Origin of the sequence: Pseudomonas sp. 2,4-D, assembly GCF_030418155.1 — a bacterium.
GTDB classification, from domain to species: domain Bacteria; phylum Pseudomonadota; class Gammaproteobacteria; order Pseudomonadales; family Pseudomonadaceae; genus Aquipseudomonas; species Aquipseudomonas alloputida.
Genome location: NZ_JAUHUI010000007.1, coordinates 141,866 through 163,069 on the forward strand (window position 1 = coordinate 141,866; position 21,204 = coordinate 163,069).

Below are 21,204 nucleotides of genomic sequence, written 5' to 3' on the forward strand. Positions count from 1 at the left end.
AACTGACCCACGCCCGCTAACCTCACCCGAGCGCCAGTCCATTCAAAGCGGCTGTCCACGGTCCACCTTGCTGCTGAGAATGATCGACGTGGTGGTTTTCTCCACACCGTCGACACTGCCAATCTGGTCGAGCAACTGATCCAGCTGCTCGGGCGAGTCCGTACGCAGCCAGGCCACATAGTCGAATTCGCCGCTTACCGCACACAGCTGCTGCACCTGGCCCATGGCACTCAGGCGCCGCACCACGTCCTTGCCGGAACGCGGCTGTACCTTGATCCCGACATACGCCTGCAACCCGCCGCCTATCACACTCTGGCCCAGGCGCACGCCATAGCCGGAGATAACCTTGTTTTTCTCCAGCCGCTCCAGGCGCGAATTGACGGTAGTGCGGGCGATGCCCAGCTGGCGGGCGAGGGTGGCGACGCTTTCGCGGGCGTTGATCTGCAGCAGGGCGATCAGCTGGCGATCGATTTCATCCAGCGTAATGGAGCGGGAATCCGACATGGCGAGTCTCTACGGTTGGCCCGCTAGCCTAGCCAGCCTGTGCCAATCAGGGCAAGGCCAGGTACAGTCGATCACCGTTGACGGCGTCGGCTTGGTACTTTGGGTTAGAACGGCCGCGCATGTCCGAAGGCTGCGTCTTCGACACTAATTCGGCATGATGAAGTGCTAGTTCAACGGGAACCTCAGCGTGAACCTCGACCACCTGCTCGAATGCTGGCGACTGGAAGTCTCCAACAAGAAAAGGCCCGGACGCCCTATCAGCCTGCTGTTCAACGTGCTGCGCCGCGCACGCAAGGACAACAAACTGCGTTTCCTCTTCGCCTATCGCCTGGCCCAGTACCTCGACGCCCGCGGCGGCCTTGCCCGGCGTCACGCCCGGCGCCTGCAACAGCGGCTCAACCTCAAGTATGGGGTGGACATCGACATCGGCGCCCAGATTGCCCCCGGCCTGCGCATCGCGCACCTGCCGGGGGTAGTGATTACCCGGTATGTGAGCATCGGGCGCAACTTCTTCATCCGGCAGAACTGCTCGATTGGCATCAAGACCCTGGGGCTGGATGAGTACGCACTGCGCATTGGCGACAACGTGAGCATGGGCGCCAACAGTTGCATCGTTGCTGATCGCATCGACATTGGCGATGACGTGGTGATTGGCGCGATGTCGTTGGTTACGCGGGATATTCCGCCTGGCATGACCTTCTACAACCCACGGCAGGTCGAGATGCGTCCTGGAGGGGGTTAACCAACAGCGGTACATTTGTGGACGTTGGCAGAGGGGGTGGTGGAGCAGACTGGGAGGGTTCTTATGGGGTTGCCCATGGTTGATGGCCTCGCCCGATGGACTGGATCGTGCAGTGGTGCGGCCTTCTTCGTTTAGCCCAGGCGCCGCGCTAGTGATGAGCGCACCGAACGAATACGCAAAGGCTTGAGGCAGTTGGCTCTGTAGCCAGCTTCCTGGCGTCCGTAGTCACGGGGCAGGCCCAGGTTCATTCATGGGCTTGCTCATCTGTGAGCCGATTAGCGAGCATATTCGGCTCATTTTGTGAGCTGATAATGGCGGCTACTCGGCTCATTGTCTGATCCTCAAGCTAGGGTGTTTGGCTTGAAGTATCGATAGGGCACCTTTCCGCGATTATCGGCGTGCTGGGTGATCGGCTTCTTGGTGGGGCGGATTTCGCTGAGATACCGTTTCAGCGCTACTTCCAAGGTCATGCGCTCGGCGCCGCTGCGCTGGATGTACGCGCCCCTGACCATTTATTTCTTGCGGGCATGAAAAAGCCGCGCAATCGCGCGGCTTTGTCGTATCTGGTGGGCCCACACGGACTCGAACCGTGGACCAAAGGATTATGAGTCCTCTGCTCTAACCGACTGAGCTATAGGCCCTCAGTAAGTGGGCGGATTATAACGAGGGTTTCGCACCTGTGCCATCTGAAAGATCCGATAGTGCTATGCGAAGAAACGCGGCTGCGAATTCCTCTGGGGGTAGCGGGAGGCTGACGATGTAACCCTGGATCTGCTCGCAGCCCTCGGCCGCCAGAAAACGTTGCTGGGCCTGGTTCTCCACGCCTTCGGCAATGATGGTCAACTGCATGCTGCGGCCCAAGGCAATGATCGCCCGGGCGATGGCGGCGTCGTGTGGATCGTCGGGCAGGCCGCGGATGAACGACTTGTCGATCTTGAGAATGTCCAGAGGCAGGCGCTTGAGGTAGCTGAGCGAGGAATAGCCGGTGCCGAAGTCATCGATGGCCAGCTGTACGCCGAGTTTCTTCAGTTGGTACAGCACGGCCAGGGCCTCTTCTGCCTGGCTCATGATGAAGTTTTCGGTGATTTCCAACTGCAGGTCACCGGCCTTCAGCTGATGGTGCTTGAGCAGTTGTTCGATGCGCCGTGCCAGGTGCGGGTGGCGCAGCTGGGCGCCGGCAAGGTTGATCGACAGCGGGCCGAAGGGTTCGTAGTGCTGCTTCCAGGCCTGCATCTGCCGGCAGGCTTGCTCCAGTACCCAGTCGCCGAGCTGCAGGATGGTGCCGTTCTCTTCCGCCAAGTGGATGAAGTGTTCCGGCGGTACCTCACCAAAGGTCGGGTGGCTCCAGCGGATCAGCGCTTCGGCACCTACCAGGCTCTGGGTCTTCAGGCTGAGCTTGGGCTGGAAGCACAGGCTCATTTCGTTGCGTTCGACGGCCCGGCGCAGCTCATGCTCCAGGGCGATGCGCTCGCTGGCCTGGGCGGTGAGGTCGCGGGTGTAGGCTTCGACGCGGTTACGGCCTTTGGCCTTGGAGCGGTACATGGCGGCGTCGGCGTTGCGGATCAGTGTGGAGACGTCAGTGCCATCCTGTGGGTAAAGACTGATGCCGATGCTGGCGCTGGTGAAAAACTCATGCTCGCCGGCCTGGAACGGTGCGTTGAAGCAGGCCAGTAGTTTGTTGGCGATAGTGCTGGCGTCACTGGGCTTGTGCAAGCCGGGCAGCAGAATGATGAATTCGTCGCCACCCAGGCGGGCTACGGTGTCAACGTCGCGTACCTGCTCTTTCAGGCGCTGGGCGATGCCCTTGAGCAGCAGGTCGCCGACCGGGTGGCCAAGGCTGTCGTTGATGTGCTTGAAGCGGTCGAGGTCCAGGAACAGCACTGCGCCTTGGCGGTTGGACACCTGCGCGCAGGTGAGTACGCCCTGCAGCCGGTTTTCGAACAAGGTGCGATTGGGCAGGCCGGTCAGTGGGTCGTGGTGGGCCTGATAGTCGAGTTTGGCCTGGGCGTGCTTGATGCTGGAGATGTCTGCAAAAACCGCCACGAAGTGGGTGATCTCGCGGTCGCTGTTGCGCACGGCGCTGATGGTCAGCCAGCTTGGGTAAAGTTCGCCGTTCTTGCGCTTGTTGTAGATTTCGCCCTGCCAGTGGCCCTCGGCGGTAAGCTGGTGCCACATGGCCAGGTAGAAAGCGCTGTCGTGCTGGCCAGAGGCGAGCAGGCGCGGGGTCTGGCCAAGGGCCTCGATCTCGCTGTAGCCGGTGATTTCGCTGAAGGCGCGGTTGACGGCACTGATGCGCTGGTCAATGTCGGTAATCAGCACCCCTTCGGCAGTGTTCTCGAACACTGTGGCGGCCAGCTGCAGTTTTTCTTGCATCAGGTGACGCTCGGTGATGTCGCGGGCGATGGTCAGCATGCAGTCGACGCCGGTAATCGGCAGGGGGCGGGCAGACAGCTCGCACAGTCGGATCTGCCCGTCGCTGCGGCGGATATGGCAGGTGAAGTCGCGCACGAAGCCGTCGCGGTTTAGCTGGTCGACCAGGCGTTTGCGCTCGTTGAGGTCGACCCAGATACCCAGGTCCAGCGAGGTCTGGTCGATGGTTGGGTTGAGGTCGTAGCCGGTGAGGCGGCAGAAGCCTTCGTTCACCTCCAGCAGCAAACCGTCGCTCTGGCGCGACAGCAGCAGGCCGTCGGGCGAAGCGTGGAAGGCCTTTGCGAACTTTTCTTCTGAAGTTTGCAGCTGCTGCTGGGTCTCCTTGAGCTGGCTGATGTCGCGTACTGCCACTACCAGCGCGGGCGTGCCGTCCAGTTCGAAGGTTTCAGCCGAAGTCAGGCCAGTGAACAGTTGGCCGTTGCTGCGGCGGAAGCTCATTTCCAGGTTACGGATACCCCCTTGGTGCAACCTTTCAAGCAGGAGCGGGCCACTGCCCTCTACGCCCCACAGGTCAAGGTCGGTGGCAGTGCGGCCAATGACCTGGTCTGGGGGCAGGCCGATCTGCTCTTCGAAAGCCTCGTTCACCTCCAGCAGGCAGCCATCGCTGTGGCGAGCGATCAGCAAGATATCGGGGCACTGCTGGAATACCGAGGCGAACTTCTGTTCGGACAGGCGCAGGGCGTCCTCAGTGCGCTTGGTTTCGCTGATGTCGATCATCAGCCCGCGCATCACTGGCTGGTGGCCGTGCTCGATCATGCTGACGATGTTGCGTACCCAGAGTGGCTGACCGTCAGCCCGGATCACCCGGTAGTCCAGGCTGTGGTCGCGCCCCGCTGCGGTCTCGCTGTCGCAGTAGGCCTGGGCCCAGAGCGCGTCCTCCGGGTGCAGGATGCTGCGCCAGAAACCGGGCCTGAGCCAGTCACTCAATGGGTAGCCAAGCAGGTCTTCGGCATGGGGTGAAACATAGCTGTAGGTGAAGTCGTTGGCATCGGCTTCCCAGGCGATCGCTGACAGGCTCTCGACCAGGCCGCGGTAGTGGTATTCGCTGCTGCGCAGTTCTTGCTCCAGGGCGATGCGCCGGGAAATTTCCGAGCTGAGCCGGCGGTTGATGCGAATGACCACTGCCAGCACAGCCATCAGCAACAGCACCGTTGGCAGGCCATACACCAGCAGGTCGGACCAGAACATCCGCTGGTCGACCACATTGCCCACCCAGTGCTGCTGGATCTGGCTGATTTCGCTGCTGCTCATGTCGGCCATCACTTTGTCGAGAATGCCGACCAGTACGCTCTTGTCGCGGGGAACGGCCATCGCCAACTGGTAGCGGTAGGGCGTTTCGCCGCTGACGTAGAGGCCGTCGAGCTTGAGTTGGCGCAGGCTCCAGATACTGGAAGCGAGGTCGCCGACCACGGCATCTACTTGGTCGGTGGCCAGGGCTTGCAGCGTGGAGCTGACGTTTGGCAGGGCAACCAGGTTGAGGTCCGGGTGGTGGGTACGCAGCAACTCGTGCGGGGCGTAGTTCTCGACCACGGCAATTTTCAGGCCGTACAGGTCAGCCAGCTTGCGCGGTTGCGCGCCGCCTTTGTGCGCGAGGATGACAATGGGGAAGTCGAGGTACGGGCGAGTGAAAGCCAGGAAGCCCTGGCGTTCGGGGGTGGACATGATGCCGGGCAGCAGGTCGATACGGCTTTCCCGCGCCTGCACCAGCACCTCGGTCCAGCTGCTGGGTTCGACCGGTTTGAACGTCACGCCCAGGCGCTGCTGGATCATGGCGATGTAGTCGGCGGCCAATCCCTGGTACCGGCCCTCCTGGTCGCGAAACTCGAACGGTGGCCAAGAGGCGTCTACACCCAGTTTCAGCTGCGGGTGGGCAGCCAGCCAGGCGTTCTCCTCATCTGTCAGGGTCAGGGCGCCGGCCGTTGTGTTCCATAAAATCAGGATCAGCAACAGAATGGCCGGCTTCAAGGACATGGCAGCCTCGCACTCAGGTGGTCTGAAGTCGAGTGTAGACGGGCATTGCTGCTGGTGTGCAACGGAAGGCGGGCTTTATGTCTCGGGCCACTAAAGAAAAACCCCGGCCTGGGCCGGGGTTTTGTCATCACTCGTCGAGGAAGGAGCGCAGGTGCTCGCTGCGAGTCGGGTGGCGCAGCTTGCGCAACGCCTTCGCTTCGATCTGACGGATCCGCTCACGCGTTACGTCAAACTGCTTGCCCACCTCTTCGAGGGTGTGGTCGGTGTTCATGTCGATACCGAAACGCATGCGCAGCACCTTGGCTTCGCGTGCAGTCAGGCCCGAGAGCACGTCACGGGTGGCTTCCTTGAGGCTTTCGACCGTGGCCACGTCGATCGGGGACTGCATGGTCGAGTCCTCGATGAAGTCGCCCAAGTGCGAATCTTCGTCGTCACCGATCGGGGTTTCCATGGAGATCGGCTCTTTGGCGATCTTCAGTACCTTGCGGATTTTGTCCTCAGGCATTTCCATGCGCTCGCCCAGCTCTTCCGGAGTCGGTTCGCGACCCATTTCCTGCAGCATCTGGCGGGAAATACGGTTGAGCTTGTTGATCGTCTCGATCATGTGCACCGGAATGCGGATGGTGCGTGCCTGGTCGGCGATCGAACGGGTGATCGCCTGACGGATCCACCAGGTGGCATAGGTCGAGAACTTGTAGCCGCGACGGTATTCGAACTTGTCCACCGCTTTCATCAGACCGATGTTGCCTTCCTGGATCAGGTCGAGGAACTGCAGGCCACGGTTGGTGTACTTCTTGGCGATGGAAATCACCAGACGCAGGTTCGCCTCGACCATTTCTTTCTTGGCGCGGCGGGCCTTGGCTTCACCGATCGACATGCGACGGTTGATTTCCTTGATCTCGGCAACGGTCAGGCCGGTTTCGGTCTCAAGGTCGATCAGCTTCTGCTGGCAAGCGACGATGGCAGCGTTCTTTTCACCCAGGGCGGCAGCCCACTTGGTGTTGCGCTTGGCCAGGTCACCGCTCCAGGTCTGGTCGGTTTCGTTGCTTGGGAACATGCGCAGGAAGTCGGCTCGCGGCATGCGGGCGTCACGTACGCACAGCTGCATGATGGCGCGTTCCTGCTGTCGCAGACGGTTCAGGGCGTCACGGACACGCTCGACCAGTACCTCGAACTGCTTCGGTACCAGCTTGATCGGCATGAACAGGTCAGCCAGGGCCTGCAAGGCCTCGATGCTTTCCTTGTGGTTACGACCATTTTTCTTCAGGACCTTGGAGGTTGCCTGAAGCTGATCGGATACCGCACCGAAGCGTTGGGCTGCGACGACCGGATCCGGGCCGCTCTCGGCCTCTTCCTCGTCGTCACCGCTTTCGGATTCTTCTTCGTCGTCGTCGGACTCTTCCTTCGCCGCAGCGGCCTTGGCACCTGGGATCGGCACTTCTTCGGTTGGCGCGGCAATGTTGTCGTCAGGGTCGATGTAACCGCTGAGAACGTCCGACAGGCGGCCACCCTCTGTGGTGACGCGATCATATTCGCCGAGAATGTAGTCGACAGTGCCCGGGAAGTGGGCGATAGCGCCCATGACTTCACGAATGCCTTCCTCGATACGCTTGGCGATTTCGATCTCGCCTTCGCGGGTCAGCAGCTCGACAGTACCCATTTCGCGCATGTACATGCGCACCGGGTCGGTCGTGCGGCCGATATCGGTTTCAACTGCCGCCAATGCAGCAGCGGCTTCTTCGGCCGCGGCTTCATCGGTGTCGGCTTCCGCCAACAGAAGGGCATCCGCATCCGGAGCACTCTCGAATACGTTGATCCCCATGTCGTTGATCATGCGGATGATGTCTTCCACCTGTTCCGGATCTGAAATATCCTCAGGCAGGTGGTCGTTGACCTCCGCGTAAGTCAGGTAGCCCTGCTCACGACCGCGGGTGATCAACTCTTTGATACGAGACTGCTGTTGCGCTTTTCCGGACATAACACCCTATCCACTGAAGGTCTTGGCGGGCAAAAAACAAGCCGAGGATTATACCCGAGCATGGGCCTCACGCGCCAGATGAGGTCGGCGTTTGTGCGGGAACATTTCGGCTCAGCAGGGCGAGGAGCTGGGTTTTTTCCTCGCTGGTCAATTCGCTTTGACGTGACTTCCTGAGCAATTGTTCCAGGCTGCGCTCGCGTTGGCGGGCGGACAAGCTAGTTATAGTGTCGAAAAACTGTTGTTCAAGGTTATCGGCCACGATAAGCCATTCCTTTTCCGCCAGGGCCCGCAGCAGGCGGCCCTGTTCGGTGCCATGCCAACGTGCGATCAACTGCATTGAGCTTAGCCCAGGATTTTTCTGTGCGGCTTCGATCAACGCCACCAGCAGCTGGCTGTACAGGTGTTCTTCGTCGGCGAAGTGGCTGGCATCTTCCACCTTGCCTGCCAGCAGTGGGTGGTGCAGCAGGGTGCGCAGCGCGGCCAGGGTGGGCGGCTCGACCGGTGCTGGCACGCGGGGAGGTGCTTCGTCGCGTTGCTGCCAGGGCTTGCCGCCTTTGCGGTTCTTGTCCCAGGGTTTGTCGCTCCACGGCTTCTTGCTGCCCCCCTTGTTGGGTTTCCATGCCTGCTCCTGATGAACGGGGGCATAGTCGTGCTGTGGCATGTCGCCGTAGTCGGGGGTGTAGCTGGCCATGGCGTCGTAGTCGTAGCCAGGGTCGTAGTCCGGCATGCTGCTGGTCGCCGGCGCTTGTTGCGCCAGCTGCTCGACCTGCTGCGGGTCGAGGCCGGTGATTTCCTTCAGGCGGTTGCGCATCAGCTGGCGCAGGTTGGCGCCGGGGATCTTTTCGATCAACGGTGCGGCCAAGGTCGCCATATGCGCCTTGCCTTCCAGCGAGCGCGGGTCGGCTTCGACGCCAAGTTGCTCGAAGAAGTAGTCGGCCAGCGGTTGGGAATGCTGGTTGATACGGGCCATGAAGGCGTCGGTACCTTCGGCACGCACCAGGCTGTCCGGGTCTTCGCCTTCGGGCAGGAACAGGAAGCGCGCGCGACGGCCGTCCTGCAGGTTCGACAATGTCGATTCCAGTGCGCGCCAGGCCGCCTTGCGCCCAGCCTGGTCGCCGTCAAAACAGAACAGCACGCTGGGCACCACGCGGAACAGGCGCTTGAGGTGCTCTTCGCTGGTGGCGGTGCCAAGGGTGGCCACGGCATTGCGCAGGCCTTGCTGGGCCAGGGCAATGACGTCCATGTAGCCCTCGACGACGATGATCTCGTCGAGGTTGCGGTTGTGCTTGCGCGCCTCGTACAGCCCGTACAGCTCCTGCCCCTTGTGGAACACCGGGGTTTCCGGGGAGTTCAGGTACTTGGGCTTGTCGTCGCCGAGCACCCGGCCACCGAAGGCGATGATGCGCCCGCGGCTGTCACGTATCGGGAACATCACCCGGTCGCGGAAGCGGTCGTAGCGCTTGCCGCTCTCGGCGTTCTCGATCAGCAGGCCGGCATCGATCATCACCTTCTGCTGCAGGGTGTCGGCACCCAGGTGCTTGAGCAGGTTGTCCCAGCCGGGTGGGGCAAAGCCCAGGCCGAAGTCGCGGGCAATTTCCCCGGACAGGCCGCGCCCCTTGAGGTAGTCCACTGCTGCCTTGCGGGACGGGTGACTGCGCAGGGCCTGGCGGTAGAACTCCGAGGCGGCGTCCAGTAACGGGTACAGTGGCGAGTCAGTGGGCTGGCGCGGCTTCTGGTCGCGGCGGCCTTGCTCGCGGGGCACTTCCATGCCGGCGGCGCGGGCCAGTTCCTCGACGGCCTGGGGAAAGTCCAGGTTGTCGTGGTCCATGACAAAGCCCAAGGCGTTGCCACCGGCGCCACAGCCGAAGCAGTAGTAGAACTGCTTGTCGGGGCTGACCGTGAAGGACGGGGTTTTTTCTTTGTGGAACGGGCAGCAGGCGGAGTAGTTCTTGCCGGTTTTTTTCAGCTGGACACGCGAACTCACCACGTCGACGATGTCGAGGCGGTTGATCAGGTCGTCAATGAAACTCTGGGGAATCAGCCCGGCCATGGCAGTCTCGTTATCTGGCAACTGGCAAGTCTAATCGCTCACGCGCCGTAGGGGGCGAGTGCTGCTTGGGGAAGTGCGAGGGAATGTGTGCTCGTCGCCAGCCCCTAAGGGCTCGTCAGTCGGACGTGCACGTCTGGTCATACAGCTAAGGAGGACCAGCTCTGACGTTTCAGGCAGGTTGCCCATGATGCAGTTCGCATGAAGCTTGTGCAGGGCCTTGAGCTAGCTGCTCAAGTTTGAAACGACCACTGCCATCGCCCGGGGGTTAGCCGGGCAGGGCAGAAGCTTTGCGTTGAACGTCTGTATTAGTACAGACGAACGGCGCGGCGCTGTTCGCGCTGAACTTTCTTGGCGTGACGCTTAACAGCAGCAGCTGCTTTGCGCTTACGCTCTGCGGTCGGCTTCTCGTAAAACTCGCGGCTACGAACTTCAGCCAGTACACCGGCTTTTTCGCAGGAGCGCTTGAAACGACGCAGAGCTACGTCGAAGGGTTCGTTCTCTTTAACTTTGACGGCTGGCATCCAGGGCTACCTTAATTCATTACCGGGGTAGACGTGCTCCTGGCAAAACAAAGGTGTGCTGGAGAACGTCGGTTTTCAAGGGTTGCGGATGTTAACCCTTAGCAAGCCGGAATGCAAAGCCTCTGATCGAAAACCGCTGGTCGGCACCCGACACGGGGACTATCATGCGCGGCTTCGAATTCAGCCCCCACAAGGGACGAGCCCATGCTAGTACTGGGATTGGAAACATCCTGCGACGAAACCGGCGTCGCATTATACGACAGTGAACGCGGTTTGTTGGCCGACGCACTGTTCAGCCAGATCGACCTGCACCGCGTCTTCGGCGGCGTGGTGCCCGAGCTTGCCTCGCGCGATCACGTCAAGCGCATGCTGCCGCTCATCCGCCAGGTGCTGGACGAGGCAGGCTGCGTTGCCACCGAAATCGACGCCATCGCCTATACCGCGGGCCCCGGCCTGGTCGGCGCCTTGCTGGTGGGCGCTTCCTGCGCCCAGGCGCTGGCCTTTGCCTGGGACATCTCGGCGATCGGTGTGCACCACATGGAGGGGCACCTGCTGGCGCCCATGCTGGAAGAAAACCCGCCCGAGTTTCCGTTCGTCGCTTTGTTGGTTTCCGGTGGGCATACCCAGCTGGTTCGGGTCGATGGCATCGGTCAGTACGAACTGTTGGGCGAAAGCCTGGACGATGCTGCCGGTGAAGCGTTCGACAAGACCGCCAAGCTGATCGGCCTCAATTACCCTGGTGGTCCGGAAATCGCGCGTCTGGCCGAGCAAGGTGTGCCTGGGCGCTTCGTGTTCCCGCGGCCAATGACCGATCGGCCAGGCCTGGAATTCAGCTTCAGTGGCCTCAAGACCTTCGCCCTGAACACCTGGCAGCAATGCAGGAATGCTGGCGACGACAGTGAGCAAACCCGTTGCGACCTGTCCCTGGCATTCCAGCAGGCGGTGGTGGAGACTTTGACCATCAAGTGCAAGCGGGCGCTCAAGCAGACCGGCCTCAAGCGGCTGGTCATCGCGGGTGGCGTGAGTGCCAACAAGGCCCTGCGCGCGTCCCTGGAGGACATGCTCGGTAGCATCAAGGGCAACGTGTACTACGCGCGCCCGCAATTCTGTACCGACAATGGTGCGATGATCGCCTACGCCGGTTGCCAGCGCCTGCTGGCCGGGCAGCAGCAAGACCTGGCGATCAGCGTGCAGGCACGCTGGCCGATGGAACAGTTGCCGCCGCTGTAAGGTAGCGCGTCGAAGGTTCAGAAGTGCCGTTCGCGCCCTGCAAACAAGTCGCGCAGGTTGTTGCGGTGGCGCCACACGATCATCACAGTCAGTACGCTGATCGGCAGCAGGGCCTCGGGCTCGCGCCAGGCCAGCAATGGCAAGGTGAGTGGCGTGGCAATCAGTGCAGCCAGTGAGCTGGTGCGCGTGAGGTAGAAGGTCAGCAGCCAGGCGCCGATGGCCAGCAGCGCGGCCGGGAAATACAGGCCCATGAGCATGCCGGCAGCCGTCGCCACGCCCTTGCCACCCTTGAAACGGAAGTACAGGGGGAACAGGTGGCCCAGCACCGCGCATATGCCCACCCAGGCCTGCGCATGCAGGTCCAGCCCGGCAGCGCGGGCGAGCAATACCGGCAAAAGGCCCTTGCACAGGTCGCCAAGCAGGGTCAGGATCGCCAGTTTACGGCCTGCCAGGCGTAGCATGTTGGTGGCGCCGGCATTGCCTGAGCCGCTGGAACGCGGGTCCGGGCTGCCCGAGAGGCGGCTGAGAACAATGGCGAAGGACAGCGAGCCAAGCAGGTAGGCGAGCAACGCCAGTAACCAAAACATGCTAACTATTCCGGGCGAGGACGCCCTGATTCTAACGGCGCCAGTCGCCCTTGTCGTGCTGTGGAGAGAAGTGCTTGGACAGAGTGTTCATCGAAGGCCTGGAAGTCGATACCGTCATCGGTGCCTATGACTGGGAGCGGGATATTCGCCAGTGCTTGCGCCTGGACCTGAGCTTTGCCTGGGACAACCGCCCGGCCGCCGCCGGAGACGACCTGAACCTGGCGCTGGATTACGCCAGTGTGTCGGCGCGCATCCAGGCGTTTGCCGAACAGGCCCGTTTCGAGCTGGTTGAGACATTTGCCGAGCGCTTGGTGGCAACCCTGATGGACGAATTCCACATCCCCTGGGTGCGGTTGAAGCTGACCAAGCCGGGCGCGGTGCCCGCGGCCCGTGGTGGTGTTGGCGTGGAGATCGAGCGCGGATGTCTCTGAGCACGGTTTACCTGGGCCTGGGCAGCAACATCGACCGTGAGGCGCATTTGTGCGCCGGGCTCGATGCGTTGGCTGGCATCCTGACTGACATGCGCTGTTCACCGGCCTTCGAAAGCCAGGCGGTGGGCATCAAGAGCGGGCCGTTCATCAACTTCGTGGTAACGGGGCAAACCGCGTTGCCGTTGATCGAGCTGGACCGCCGGCTGAAGTTCATCGAGGCCGACAATGGCCGCTATGCACCTGACCGCAAAGGGTTGCCGCTGGATATCGACGTGCTGATGTATGACGATTTGCACGGTACCTTCGATGGGCTGGTATTGCCCCGTGCCGAGATCCTGAAGAACGCTTTTGTGCTGTGGCCGCTGTCGTTGCTGGCGCCCGACCTGGTGCATCCGGGGGTGGGCAAGCGCATGGCGCAGCTGTGGCAGGAAGCGCAGATCGATCAGGTACTGGCCCCGGTGGCCTTTGAGTGGCGCGGGTTGCAGTTGACGCCCGCTTGAGCCTGTATCGGCCTCTTCGCGGGTAAACCCGCTCCTACAACGGGCTGAGCCCAACCTCTGATGTGTGCCCCCTGTAGGAGCGGGTTTACCCGCGAATACGGTGGCGGCTGGGACGGTGAACCGCGGGTGGAAATTGGCCAGCAGGTCCGGCCCTTTCGCGGGTAAACCCGCTCCTACAACGGGCTGTGCCCAAACCTCGATGTGTGCCCCTGTAGGAGCGGGTTTACCCGCGAAGAGGCCGGTAGGTCTAACCGCGCTGGTAAGCCTCGAGCGCTTTCAGCCGTTCACCTTTGAGTGCCTCGCCCAGCGCCTGACCCGTCAGCCCGGCTTGCACCAACGGCTTCACATCCACCGCTCGCGCCGCCGCTGCTGCGCCTCGCAGGTAATCGGCCTGTGGGTAACCCTGCTTGCCATCGCCCCGCGCCGCCATCTCACAAACGGCCAGAAAATCCTCAAATCGCTGCGGTCGTCGGTAAACATCGAACTTCTGCAACAGCTCCAGCAGTGCCGTGGCAGGCAGTTCGAGCGCCTGATTACCCTGCGCCAGGCATTCCCCGGCCAGCATGGCCAGTTCCTGGCACTCTCGCGGTGCCTTCAGGCGCTGGTTGACGGCTTTGATCGATGTCGGTGGCAACCCTCGCAACAGGCAGGCCCAGCGCACGTGCAGCGGTTGTTCGTGCGCCGCCGCCTGCTCCAGCCCCGCCAATGTCCGGGAGCCGTCATCGAGCTCAGGCAGCAGCTCCTGTAGGGCCCCACACGCGCTCAGCACCTTGAAGAATACCTGCGGTTGCACTTCCATCAGCGCGCGCTCGATTTCCTTCCAGCTGCGTTCGGCAGTGAGTGCCTGCAGTTCGCCTGAGGCGCTGATCTGGCGCATCAGCGCCAAGGTTTCATCGGCAACGCGGAACCCCAGTGGTGCGTAACGGGCAGCAAAGCGTGCAACGCGCAGCACCCGCAGAGGATCTTCGGCGAATGCCGGGGAAACATGGCGTAGCAGGCGTTGATCCAGATCGTTCTTGCCTTGGTAGGGGTCGTAGACCGTGCCCGCCTCATCCTCGGCCATCGCATTGATGGTGAGGTCGCGGCGGATCAGGTCCTCTTCCAGGGTTACGTCGGGGCTGGCGTGAAAAGTGAACCCGCCGTAGCCTCGCCCACTCTTGCGCTCGGTGCGCGCCAGGGCGTATTCCTCACCGGTTTTCGGGTGCAGGAACACCGGGAAATCGGCTCCCACCGGCCGATAGCCCTTGGCGAGCATTTCTTCGACGGTGGCGCCCACCACCAGCCAGTCGATATCGCTGAAAGGGCGGCCGAGCAAACGGTCGCGCACGGCGCCGCCAACTTTGTAGATGTGCATGTGCAGCTCTCCATAACTGCCGACAGGATAACCCGTCGGCGGTCATGGGGTTGCATCAGAGGTGGTGGATAACGGCCAGGTCCATGCGGCCGTAGTCGGCGCTTTCGCTATGCTCGCCGCGCGGCGGCATGTGGTGAGTACTCATCACTTGCTCGCCTTGCACGGTCTCCAGGTGGATATCGAAGCCCCACAGGCGATGCAGGTGCTTGAGCACTTCGTCGGTCGAGTCGCCCAGCGGTTTGCGGTTGTGTTGCTGGTGTCGCAGGGTCAGCGAGCGGTCTCCGCGGCGGTCGACGCTCCAGATCTGTACGTTCGGTTCACGGTTGCCCAGGTTGTACTGCGCTGCCAGCTGCTCCCGAATCACCCGGTAGCCGGCCTCATCATGGATGGCGGGCACCAGCAGGTCGTCGCGCTGGTCGTCATCGAGGATGCTGAAGAGCTTGAGGTCGCGCATCACCTTGGGCGACAGGTACTGCAGGATGAAGCTCTCGTCCTTGAAGCTGCTCATGGCGAACTTGATGGTAGAAAGCCAGTCGCTGCCGGCAATTTCGGGGAACCAGTGGCGATCTTCCTCGGTGGGGTTTTCGCACATGCGGCGGATGTCGGTGTACATCGCAAAGCCCAGTGCGTAGGGGTTGATGCCGCTGTAGTACGGGCTGTCGAAACCGGGCTGGAACACCACGCTGGTGTGCGACTGCAAGAACTCCATCATGAAGCCTTCGGTAATCAGCCCTTCGTCGTACAGGTCGTTCATCAGAGTGTAGTGCCAGAAGGTTGCCCAACCCTCGTTCATGACCTGGGTCTGGCGCTGCGGGTAAAAGTACTGGGCGATCTTGCGCACGATGCGCACTACTTCACGCTGCCAGGGCTCGAGCAGCGGGGCGTTCTTCTCGATGAAATACAGGATGTTTTCCTGCGGTTCGGCGGGGAAGCGCCCCTCATCCCGGTCGTTACCCTTTTCGGCATTTTTCGGAATTGTCCGCCAAAGGTCGTTGATCTGACGCTGAAGATGCTCTTCACGCTCCTGTTGCCGGCGCCGCTCTTCTTCGGCGGAAATAGGATAAGGCCGCTTGTAGCGGTCGACACCGTAGTTCATCAGGGCATGGCAGGAGTCGATCAAGTCCTCCACAGCATCGATACCGTGGCGCTCTTCGCACTGGGCGATGTACTGCTTGGCGAACACCAGATAGTCGATGATCGAACTGGCGTCAGTCCAGGTGCGGAACAGGTAATTGCCTTTGAAAAAACTGTTATGGCCGTAGCAGGCGTGCGCAATCACCAGTGCCTGCATGCACATGGTGTTTTCTTCCATCAGGTAGGCGATACAAGGGTCGGAGTTGATCACGATCTCGTAGGCCAGGCCCATCTGGCCGCGGCTGTAGGACTTTTCCGTACTGAGGAACTGCTTGCCGTAGGACCAGTGGTGGTAGCCCAGCGGCATGCCGACAGAGGCGTAGGCGTCCATCATCTGCTCGGCAGTGATGACCTCAATCTGGTTGGGGTAGGTGTCCAGGGCGTAACGCTCGGCCAAGCGGCTGATTTCCCGGTCGTAGGTCTGGATCAGCTCGAACGTCCACTCGGACCCAGTGGAAATGGGTTGGCGTCTCTGTGCTCTGGCGGTCATGTGGCTAACCTGCGCTGGAAGAGTTCACGGAAGACCGGGTAGATATCGCCGGCCGATACCAACTGCTGCTGGGCGAACGTGTCGGGGAAAGCATCTCCGATACGCTCGTATTCATACCACAGCGCCTGGTGTTCACGGGGGGTGATCTCAACGTAAGTGTAGTACTGCACATGCGGCATGATCTGTTTGGAGAGGATGTCGCGGCAGATGGGCGAGTCGTCGTTCCAGTTGTCGCCATCAGAAGCCTGCGCGGCATAGATGTTCCAGTCGCTGGCCGGGTAGCGCTCGGCCATGATCTCCTGCATCAGCTTGAGGGCACTGGAGACGATGGTGCCGCCGGTTTCCCGCGAGTAGAAGAACTCTTCTTCATCGACTTCCCGGGCACTGGTGTGGTGGCGAATGAACACGACCTCGATGCGCTCGTAGTTACGCTTGAGGAACAGGTACAGCAGGATGAAGAAGCGCTTTGCGATGTCCTTGGTGGCCTGGGTCATCGAGCCGGATACGTCCATCAGGCAGAACATCACTGCCTTCGAGCTGGGGTTGGGTTGCTTGACCAGCAGGTTGTACTTGAGGTCGAAGGTGTCGAGGAAGGGCAAGCGGTTGATACGTGCCTTCAGGCGCTCGATTTCCTGTTCGACTTCCTGAATATCGGTGAAATTGTCTGGTTCTTCGACCCGCAGGCGATCGAGTTCTTTTTGTGCTTCGCGCAGCAGGGCGCGGCTGCTGCCGGTCAGGGCGATACGCCGGGCATGGGCCGAGCGCAGGGTGCGCACGATGTTGATGCGTGACGGGTTGCCTTCGTTGGCGATGCCGGCGCGAACGGTCTTGAAGGTGTCGGCGCCCGTCAGGTGACGTTTGACCAGGTTGGGTAGCTCAAGGTCTTCGAACATGAATTCGAGAAATTCTTCCTGGGTGATCTGGAAGACGAACTCGTCCATGCCCTCGCCGGAATTGCCGGCCTTGCCGCGACCGCCGCCACCTCCACCGCCTTGCGGCCGTGGGATGTGTTCACCGGCAGTGAATTCTTTGTTGCCAGGATGCACGATGGTCTGTTTGCCCCCACGACCATGATGCAAGACCGGTTCGTCGATGTCGCGCCCGGGAATACTGATCTGCTCGCCGTGTTCCATATCCATGATGGAACGGCGGCTCACCGCCTCTTCGACGGCCTTCTTGATATGTTCGCGGTACCGCCGCAGGAAGCGCTGGCGGTTGACCGTGCTCTTGTTCTTGCCGTTCAGGCGTCGGTCTATAACGTAGCTCATGGTCCCTCCGGTGACTGGATGCAGCTGCAACCCACAAGCTGCAAGCCACAAGCTTCAAGCTGCAAGAAAGAGCAGCCACCGCCGCTGCAAGCTGTGACGCGGGCAGCAATGCCAACGCCAGGCAGCTTGCAGCTTGCGGCTCGTAGCTTGCCGCTTTATTGCGATTTCCTGACCCGCAGGTACCATTCCGACAGCAGGCGTACCTGTTTGTCGGTATAGCCACGCTCCACCATCCGGGTGACGAAGTCGTTGTGTTTCTTCTGGTCCTCTTTGCTGGCCTTGGCGTTGAAGCTGATGACCGGCAGCAGGTCTTCGGTGTTGGAGAACATTTTCTTCTCGATCACGACCCGCAGCTTTTCATAACTCAGCCAGCTTGGATTCTTGCCATTGTTGTTGGCGCGTGCGCGCAGTACGAAGTTGACGATCTCGTTGCGGAAGTCTTTCGGGTTGCTGATGCCAGCCGGTTTCTCGATCTTTTCCAATTCCTCGTTGAGCGCAATTCGGTTGAGAATTTCGCCAGTTTCCGGGTCGCGGTATTCCTGATCCTGAATCCAGAAGTCTGCATACAGCACGTAGCGGTCGAAGATGTTCTGGCCGTATTCGCTGTAGGACTCCAGGTAGGCGGTCTGGATTTCCTTGCCGATAAACTCGATGTAGCGCGGTGCCAGGTATTCCTTCAGGTAGCGCAGATAGCGTTCGCGCACTTCAGCCGGGAATTGTTCCTGTTCGATCTGCTGTTCGAGGACATACAGCAGGTGCACCGGGTTGGCGGCAATTTCGTGTGGATCGAAGTTGAACACCTTGGACAGGATCTTGAAGGCGAAGCGAGTCGACAGTCCGTTCATGCCTTCGTCGACACCCGCAGAGTCCCGGTATTCCTGAATCGACTTGGCCTTGGGATCGGTGTCCTTGAGGTTTTCCCCGTCGTAAACGCGCATCTTGGAATAGATATTGGAGTTCTCGGGCTCTTTCAGGCGCGAAAGCACAGTGAACTGAGCCAGCATCTTGAGCGTATCTGGCGCACAGTGGGCCTTGGACAGCGAGCTGTTGACCAGCAGTTTGTCGTAGATCTTGATTTCATCGCTGACCCGCAGGCAGTACGGCACCTTGACGATATAGATCCTGTCGATGAACGCTTCGTTGTTCTTGTTGTTACGGAAGGTGTGCCACTCCGATTCGTTGGAGTGCGCCAGCAGAATACCGGTATAGGGGATCGCACCAAGGCCTTCGGTACTGTTGTAGTTGCCTTCCTGGGTGGCGGTGAGCAAGGGGTGCAGGACCTTGATCGGCGCCTTGAACATTTCGACGAATTCCATCAGGCCCTGGTTGGCCCGGCACAGCGCGCCCGAGTAGCTATAGGCATCGGCGTCGTTCTGTGGGTATTCCTCAAGTTTGCGGATATCGACCTTGCCGACCAGGGCCGAGATGTCCTGGTTGTTTTCATCGCCGGGTTCGGTCTTGGCAATGGCGATCTGGTTAAGAATCGACGGGTACAGCTTCACCACCTTGAACTTGGAGATGTCACCGCCAAACTCCTGCAGGCGCTTGGTGGCCCAAGGCGACATGATGGTGTTGAGGTAGCGCCGTGGGATGCCGAACTCTTCCTCGAGAATGGCCCCATCTTCGGTGGCATTAAACAAGCCCAGAGGTGACTCGAATACCGGCGAGCCCTTGATCGCGTAGAAGGGCACCTTTTCCATCAGCTGCTTGAGTTTTTCCGCCAGCGAGGACTTGCCGCCGCCTACCGGGCCCAGCAGATAGAGGATCTGTTTCTTCTCTTCCAGGCCTTGGGCGGCGTGGCGGAAGTACGACACTATCTGGTCGATGCACTCTTCCATGCCATGGAAGTCGGCAAAGGCCGGATAGCGGCGGATAACCTTGTTGGAAAAGATGCGCGACAGCCTGGAGTTGGTAGAGGTGTCGATCAGCTCTGGCTCACCGATGGCCAGCAACAGCCGTTCGGCCGCCGATGCGTAGGCACTGCGATCCTCTTTGCACAGCTCGAGGTACTCCTGCAGCGAGAGTTCTTCCTGGCGCGTAGACTCGAAACGTTGTTGGAAGTGGCTAAAAATACTCATGACGTCACCTCGCTCGATACGTGGAGACGACGCCGGATCAGTCAGCTGATGCTGGCATGCAACCGGGTTGGCCGATTGCTGTATACCCCCCAGAACACCCTGTAACGCTACCGATGACCCGCACGCCGGTGTACCGGCTCTCCCCTTTTTGGATGGCCTGAGCTTAAGCGTAGTTGGTTATCTGCAAGGTAAAGGGGCGAGAAAGGCAGAAGTTACGAACGACCGTTCGTCAGATAAGCCGCAAGCCCGCGCGGGGCACGGGCTGCAGGGGAAAATAAAAAATTATTCAGCGTTGCCCTGGGCGGTCTCGGCCGGGTAGGTCGCGCGCCACAGTTCGAAGCCGCCGTCCACGCTGTACACGTCGGAGAAACCCTGGCCTACCAGGTAGGCGGCAGCACTTTGGCTGGAATTGCCGTGATAGCAGACCACCAGGGTTGGCGCGTCGAGGTCGGCGTTGCGGATGAAATCAGCGACCGAGTGGTTATCCAGGTGCCGGGCGCCGGTGATGTGGCCGGCGGCAAAGGCCTGCGGGTCGCGAATGTCGACGACGACCGCACCTTCTTTCTTGCGAAGCTCCAAGGCCTGCTCAGGAGGGATGCGCTTGAATTCGCTCATGGGTACTACTTCCTTCAGGTGTGGTCGTTGAGTGTAGTGGGTTGTGCCGGCTGGCGCAGGGTGCCGTCGTCGGCGCAGTCGCAGCGGTGGTATTGGCCGCTGTCGACGTTGTACAGGGTCATGGCGCCGCCCCATACGCAGCCAGTGTCCAGGGCGATGACGTCGGGCTCGGTGACCTCACCCTGCAGAGCGGCCCAATGGCCAAAGATGATCTTCACGTGGCGTGAGCGGCGGTCCTTGTGCGCGTACCAGGCTTTGTAGCCTTTGGGCGCGCTACCCAGGCCTTCCTTGCTCTTGAGGTCGAGTTTGCCATCGGCCGTGCAGAAGCGCATGCGGGTGAAGTAGTTGGTGATGACCCGCAGGCGTTCGACGCCGGCGAGGTTCTTGCTCCACTTGTTCGGCTCGTTGCCATACATGCCGTCGAGGTACAGCTGCAGGCGGGTGTCGTCACGCAGCACTTCCTCGACCTCGGCAGCGAGCTCCAGGGCTTTGCCAAGGGTCCATTGTGGCGGTATGCCGGCGTGAACCAAGGCGATGCCGCGGGGCTCGTCGTAATGCAGCAGCTTTTGCTGGCGCAGCCAGTCGAACAGCTGGTCGGCGTCCGGCGCTTCGATGATCTCGCGCAGTGTGTCGCTTTTCTTGAGGCGCTCGACGTTGTGCCAGGCGGCCAGCAGGTGCAGGTCATGGTTGCCCAGCACGCAGACCAGTGAATGACGGATCGAGTACAGGAAGCGCAGGGTTTCCAGTGACTCGGGGCCGCGGTTGACCAGGTCGCCGACCAGCCACAGGCGGTCGACGGCGGGGTTGAAACTGACGCGATCGAGCAGGCATTTGAGTGGCTGCAGGCAGCCCTGCAGGTCACCGACGGCGTAGGTGGCCATCAGTGCAGCGCTCCGGGCACTGCCAGCCGGAAGGGGGCAATCTCTGCGTCGAAGCGCTTACCGTCTTCGGCGAACATCTGGTAGCTGCCCTGCATGGTGCCAACGCGGGTGCTGATGACGGCACCACTGCTGTAAGTGTGGCTCTGGCCAGGGTCGATGTTGGGTTGCTGGCCGACCACGCCGGCGCCGCGTACTTCCTCAACCTCGCCGTCACCGTTGGTGATCAGCCAGTGGCGCGACAGCAACTTGGCACTGAGCGAGCCGTTGTTCTGCACGGTAATGGTGTAGGCGAAAGCGAAGCGACTGTTTTCGGGGTCGGATTGTTCTTTCAGGTAGCGGGTCACGACGCTGACGTCGATTTGATAGCGGGGGTCGGACATGCAAGGGCCTTGGGCGAACTGACGCAATAATGCAGTCTAGGCCATTGGGAGGGGGGAGGG

General features: G+C 61.0%; 17 protein-coding genes, 1 tRNA gene and 1 pseudogene. 4 read left to right on the forward strand and 15 right to left on the reverse strand.

Annotated features, from left to right (window positions below; genetic code table 11):
* Positions 1–42: 42 nt before the first annotated feature.
* A complete protein-coding gene (locus tag QYE47_RS08155) occupies positions 43–504 on the reverse strand; it encodes an Lrp/AsnC family transcriptional regulator (protein ID WP_003255583.1) in 462 nt (153 codons plus the stop codon).
* 187 nt (positions 505–691) lie between these two features.
* Here QYE47_RS08155 and QYE47_RS08160 point away from each other — a divergent pair, with 187 nt between their 5' ends.
* On the forward strand, positions 692–1,246 hold the full coding sequence (locus QYE47_RS08160; RefSeq protein WP_019439094.1) for a serine acetyltransferase: 555 nt from the start codon (positions 692–694) through the stop codon (positions 1,244–1,246).
* 401 nt (positions 1,247–1,647) lie between these two features.
* Here QYE47_RS08160 and QYE47_RS08165 read toward each other — a convergent pair.
* From QYE47_RS08165 to rpsU, 6 genes and pseudogenes are all read right to left on the reverse strand, one after another.
* A pseudogene (locus QYE47_RS08165) lies at positions 1,648–1,758 on the reverse strand (site-specific integrase); the annotation flags it as partial.
* A gap of 52 nt (positions 1,759–1,810) precedes the next feature.
* Positions 1,811–1,887, reverse strand: a tRNA-Ile gene (locus QYE47_RS08170).
* 16 nt (positions 1,888–1,903) lie between these two features.
* Entirely contained in the window at positions 1,904–5,647 is a 3,744-nt protein-coding gene (locus QYE47_RS08175; RefSeq protein ID WP_014589437.1) for a bifunctional diguanylate cyclase/phosphodiesterase, read from the reverse strand.
* A gap of 127 nt (positions 5,648–5,774) precedes the next feature.
* Positions 5,775–7,625, reverse strand: coding sequence for an RNA polymerase sigma factor RpoD (rpoD, locus tag QYE47_RS08180; protein ID WP_003255578.1), 1,851 nt, complete (start codon positions 7,623–7,625; stop codon positions 5,775–5,777).
* A gap of 67 nt (positions 7,626–7,692) precedes the next feature.
* A complete protein-coding gene (gene dnaG, locus QYE47_RS08185; protein WP_010951735.1) occupies positions 7,693–9,675 on the reverse strand; it encodes a DNA primase in 1,983 nt (660 codons plus the stop codon).
* Between the two features lie 305 nt (positions 9,676–9,980).
* Positions 9,981–10,196 (reverse strand): 30S ribosomal protein S21, encoded by a 216-nt coding sequence (rpsU, locus tag QYE47_RS08190; protein WP_003255575.1) that lies wholly within the window; start codon positions 10,194–10,196, stop codon positions 9,981–9,983.
* A 204-nt stretch (positions 10,197–10,400) separates the two neighbouring features.
* Between rpsU and tsaD the strand changes: the two genes are divergently transcribed.
* A complete protein-coding gene (tsaD, locus tag QYE47_RS08195; protein ID WP_070383374.1) occupies positions 10,401–11,426 on the forward strand; it encodes a tRNA (adenosine(37)-N6)-threonylcarbamoyltransferase complex transferase subunit TsaD in 1,026 nt (341 codons plus the stop codon).
* Between the two features lie 17 nt (positions 11,427–11,443).
* Here tsaD and plsY read toward each other — a convergent pair whose 3' ends face one another.
* The gene (gene plsY, locus QYE47_RS08200) at positions 11,444–12,013 is read right to left on the reverse strand and encodes a glycerol-3-phosphate 1-O-acyltransferase PlsY (protein ID WP_014589441.1); all 570 of its coding nucleotides are present in this window, start codon (positions 12,011–12,013) and stop codon (positions 11,444–11,446) included.
* A gap of 74 nt (positions 12,014–12,087) precedes the next feature.
* Here plsY and folB point away from each other — a divergent pair, with 74 nt between their 5' ends.
* Together folB and folK are read left to right on the forward strand one after the other, a co-directional pair.
* Positions 12,088–12,444: a dihydroneopterin aldolase gene (folB, locus tag QYE47_RS08205; protein ID WP_004576188.1), complete on the forward strand. Its 357-nt coding sequence runs from the start codon at positions 12,088–12,090 to the stop codon at positions 12,442–12,444.
* The gene (gene folK / locus QYE47_RS08210; RefSeq protein WP_003255569.1) at positions 12,435–12,944 is read left to right on the forward strand and encodes a 2-amino-4-hydroxy-6-hydroxymethyldihydropteridine diphosphokinase; all 510 of its coding nucleotides are present in this window, start codon (positions 12,435–12,437) and stop codon (positions 12,942–12,944) included. The genes folB and folK overlap by 10 nt, the downstream gene beginning before the upstream one ends.
* Before the next feature lie 247 nt (positions 12,945–13,191).
* Here the strand turns inward: folK and QYE47_RS08215 are convergent, their stop codons facing one another.
* The 7 genes from QYE47_RS08215 to apaG form a co-directional block, all read right to left on the reverse strand.
* On the reverse strand, positions 13,192–14,298 hold the full coding sequence (locus QYE47_RS08215; protein WP_070383375.1) for a multifunctional CCA addition/repair protein: 1,107 nt from the start codon (positions 14,296–14,298) through the stop codon (positions 13,192–13,194).
* A gap of 55 nt (positions 14,299–14,353) precedes the next feature.
* Positions 14,354–15,922 carry a SpoVR family protein gene (locus QYE47_RS08220; protein ID WP_010951740.1) on the reverse strand — a complete coding sequence of 523 codons (1,569 nt, stop codon included), beginning with the start codon at positions 15,920–15,922 and terminating at the stop codon, positions 14,354–14,356.
* Complete coding sequence (locus tag QYE47_RS08225; protein ID WP_003255564.1) at positions 15,919–17,190, reverse strand: YeaH/YhbH family protein; 1,272 nt, start codon at positions 17,188–17,190, stop codon at positions 15,919–15,921. The genes QYE47_RS08220 and QYE47_RS08225 overlap by 4 nt, the downstream gene beginning before the upstream one ends.
* A 155-nt stretch (positions 17,191–17,345) precedes the next feature.
* On the reverse strand, positions 17,346–19,268 hold the full coding sequence (locus QYE47_RS08230) for a PrkA family serine protein kinase (RefSeq protein WP_003255563.1): 1,923 nt from the start codon (positions 19,266–19,268) through the stop codon (positions 17,346–17,348).
* 282 nt (positions 19,269–19,550) lie between these two features.
* Entirely contained in the window at positions 19,551–19,883 is a 333-nt protein-coding gene (gene glpE / locus QYE47_RS08235; protein ID WP_010951742.1) for a thiosulfate sulfurtransferase GlpE, read from the reverse strand.
* 14 nt (positions 19,884–19,897) lie between these two features.
* A complete protein-coding gene (locus tag QYE47_RS08240; protein WP_014589444.1) occupies positions 19,898–20,764 on the reverse strand; it encodes a symmetrical bis(5'-nucleosyl)-tetraphosphatase in 867 nt (288 codons plus the stop codon).
* Complete coding sequence (gene apaG / locus QYE47_RS08245; protein WP_003255559.1) at positions 20,764–21,144, reverse strand: Co2+/Mg2+ efflux protein ApaG; 381 nt, start codon at positions 21,142–21,144, stop codon at positions 20,764–20,766. Before apaG ends, QYE47_RS08240 begins: the two co-directional genes overlap by 1 nt.
* Positions 21,145–21,204: the final 60 nt, after the last annotated feature.

Coding starts and splice junctions, on each gene's coding strand:
- QYE47_RS08155 (WP_003255583.1), bottom strand. CDS start 504: ATGTCGGATTCCCGCTCCATTACGCTGGATGAAATCGATCGCCAGCTG.
- QYE47_RS08175 (WP_014589437.1), bottom strand. CDS start 5,647: ATGTCCTTGAAGCCGGCCATTCTGTTGCTGATCCTGATTTTATGGAAC.
- rpoD (WP_003255578.1), bottom strand. CDS start 7,625: ATGTCCGGAAAAGCGCAACAGCAGTCTCGTATCAAAGAGTTGATCACC.
- dnaG (WP_010951735.1), bottom strand. CDS start 9,675: ATGGCCGGGCTGATTCCCCAGAGTTTCATTGACGACCTGATCAACCGC.
- rpsU (WP_003255575.1), bottom strand. CDS start 10,196: ATGCCAGCCGTCAAAGTTAAAGAGAACGAACCCTTCGACGTAGCTCTG.
- tsaD (WP_070383374.1), top strand. CDS start 10,401: ATGCTAGTACTGGGATTGGAAACATCCTGCGACGAAACCGGCGTCGCA.
- plsY (WP_014589441.1), bottom strand. CDS start 12,013: ATGTTTTGGTTACTGGCGTTGCTCGCCTACCTGCTTGGCTCGCTGTCC.
- folK (WP_003255569.1), top strand. CDS start 12,435: ATGTCTCTGAGCACGGTTTACCTGGGCCTGGGCAGCAACATCGACCGT.
- QYE47_RS08215 (WP_070383375.1), bottom strand. CDS start 14,298: ATGCACATCTACAAAGTTGGCGGCGCCGTGCGCGACCGTTTGCTCGGC.
- QYE47_RS08220 (WP_010951740.1), bottom strand. CDS start 15,922: ATGACCGCCAGAGCACAGAGACGCCAACCCATTTCCACTGGGTCCGAG.
- QYE47_RS08225 (WP_003255564.1), bottom strand. CDS start 17,190: ATGAGCTACGTTATAGACCGACGCCTGAACGGCAAGAACAAGAGCACG.
- QYE47_RS08230 (WP_003255563.1), bottom strand. CDS start 19,268: ATGAGTATTTTTAGCCACTTCCAACAACGTTTCGAGTCTACGCGCCAG.
- glpE (WP_010951742.1), bottom strand. CDS start 19,883: ATGAGCGAATTCAAGCGCATCCCTCCTGAGCAGGCCTTGGAGCTTCGC.
- QYE47_RS08240 (WP_014589444.1), bottom strand. CDS start 20,764: ATGGCCACCTACGCCGTCGGTGACCTGCAGGGCTGCCTGCAGCCACTC.
- apaG (WP_003255559.1), bottom strand. CDS start 21,144: ATGTCCGACCCCCGCTATCAAATCGACGTCAGCGTCGTGACCCGCTAC.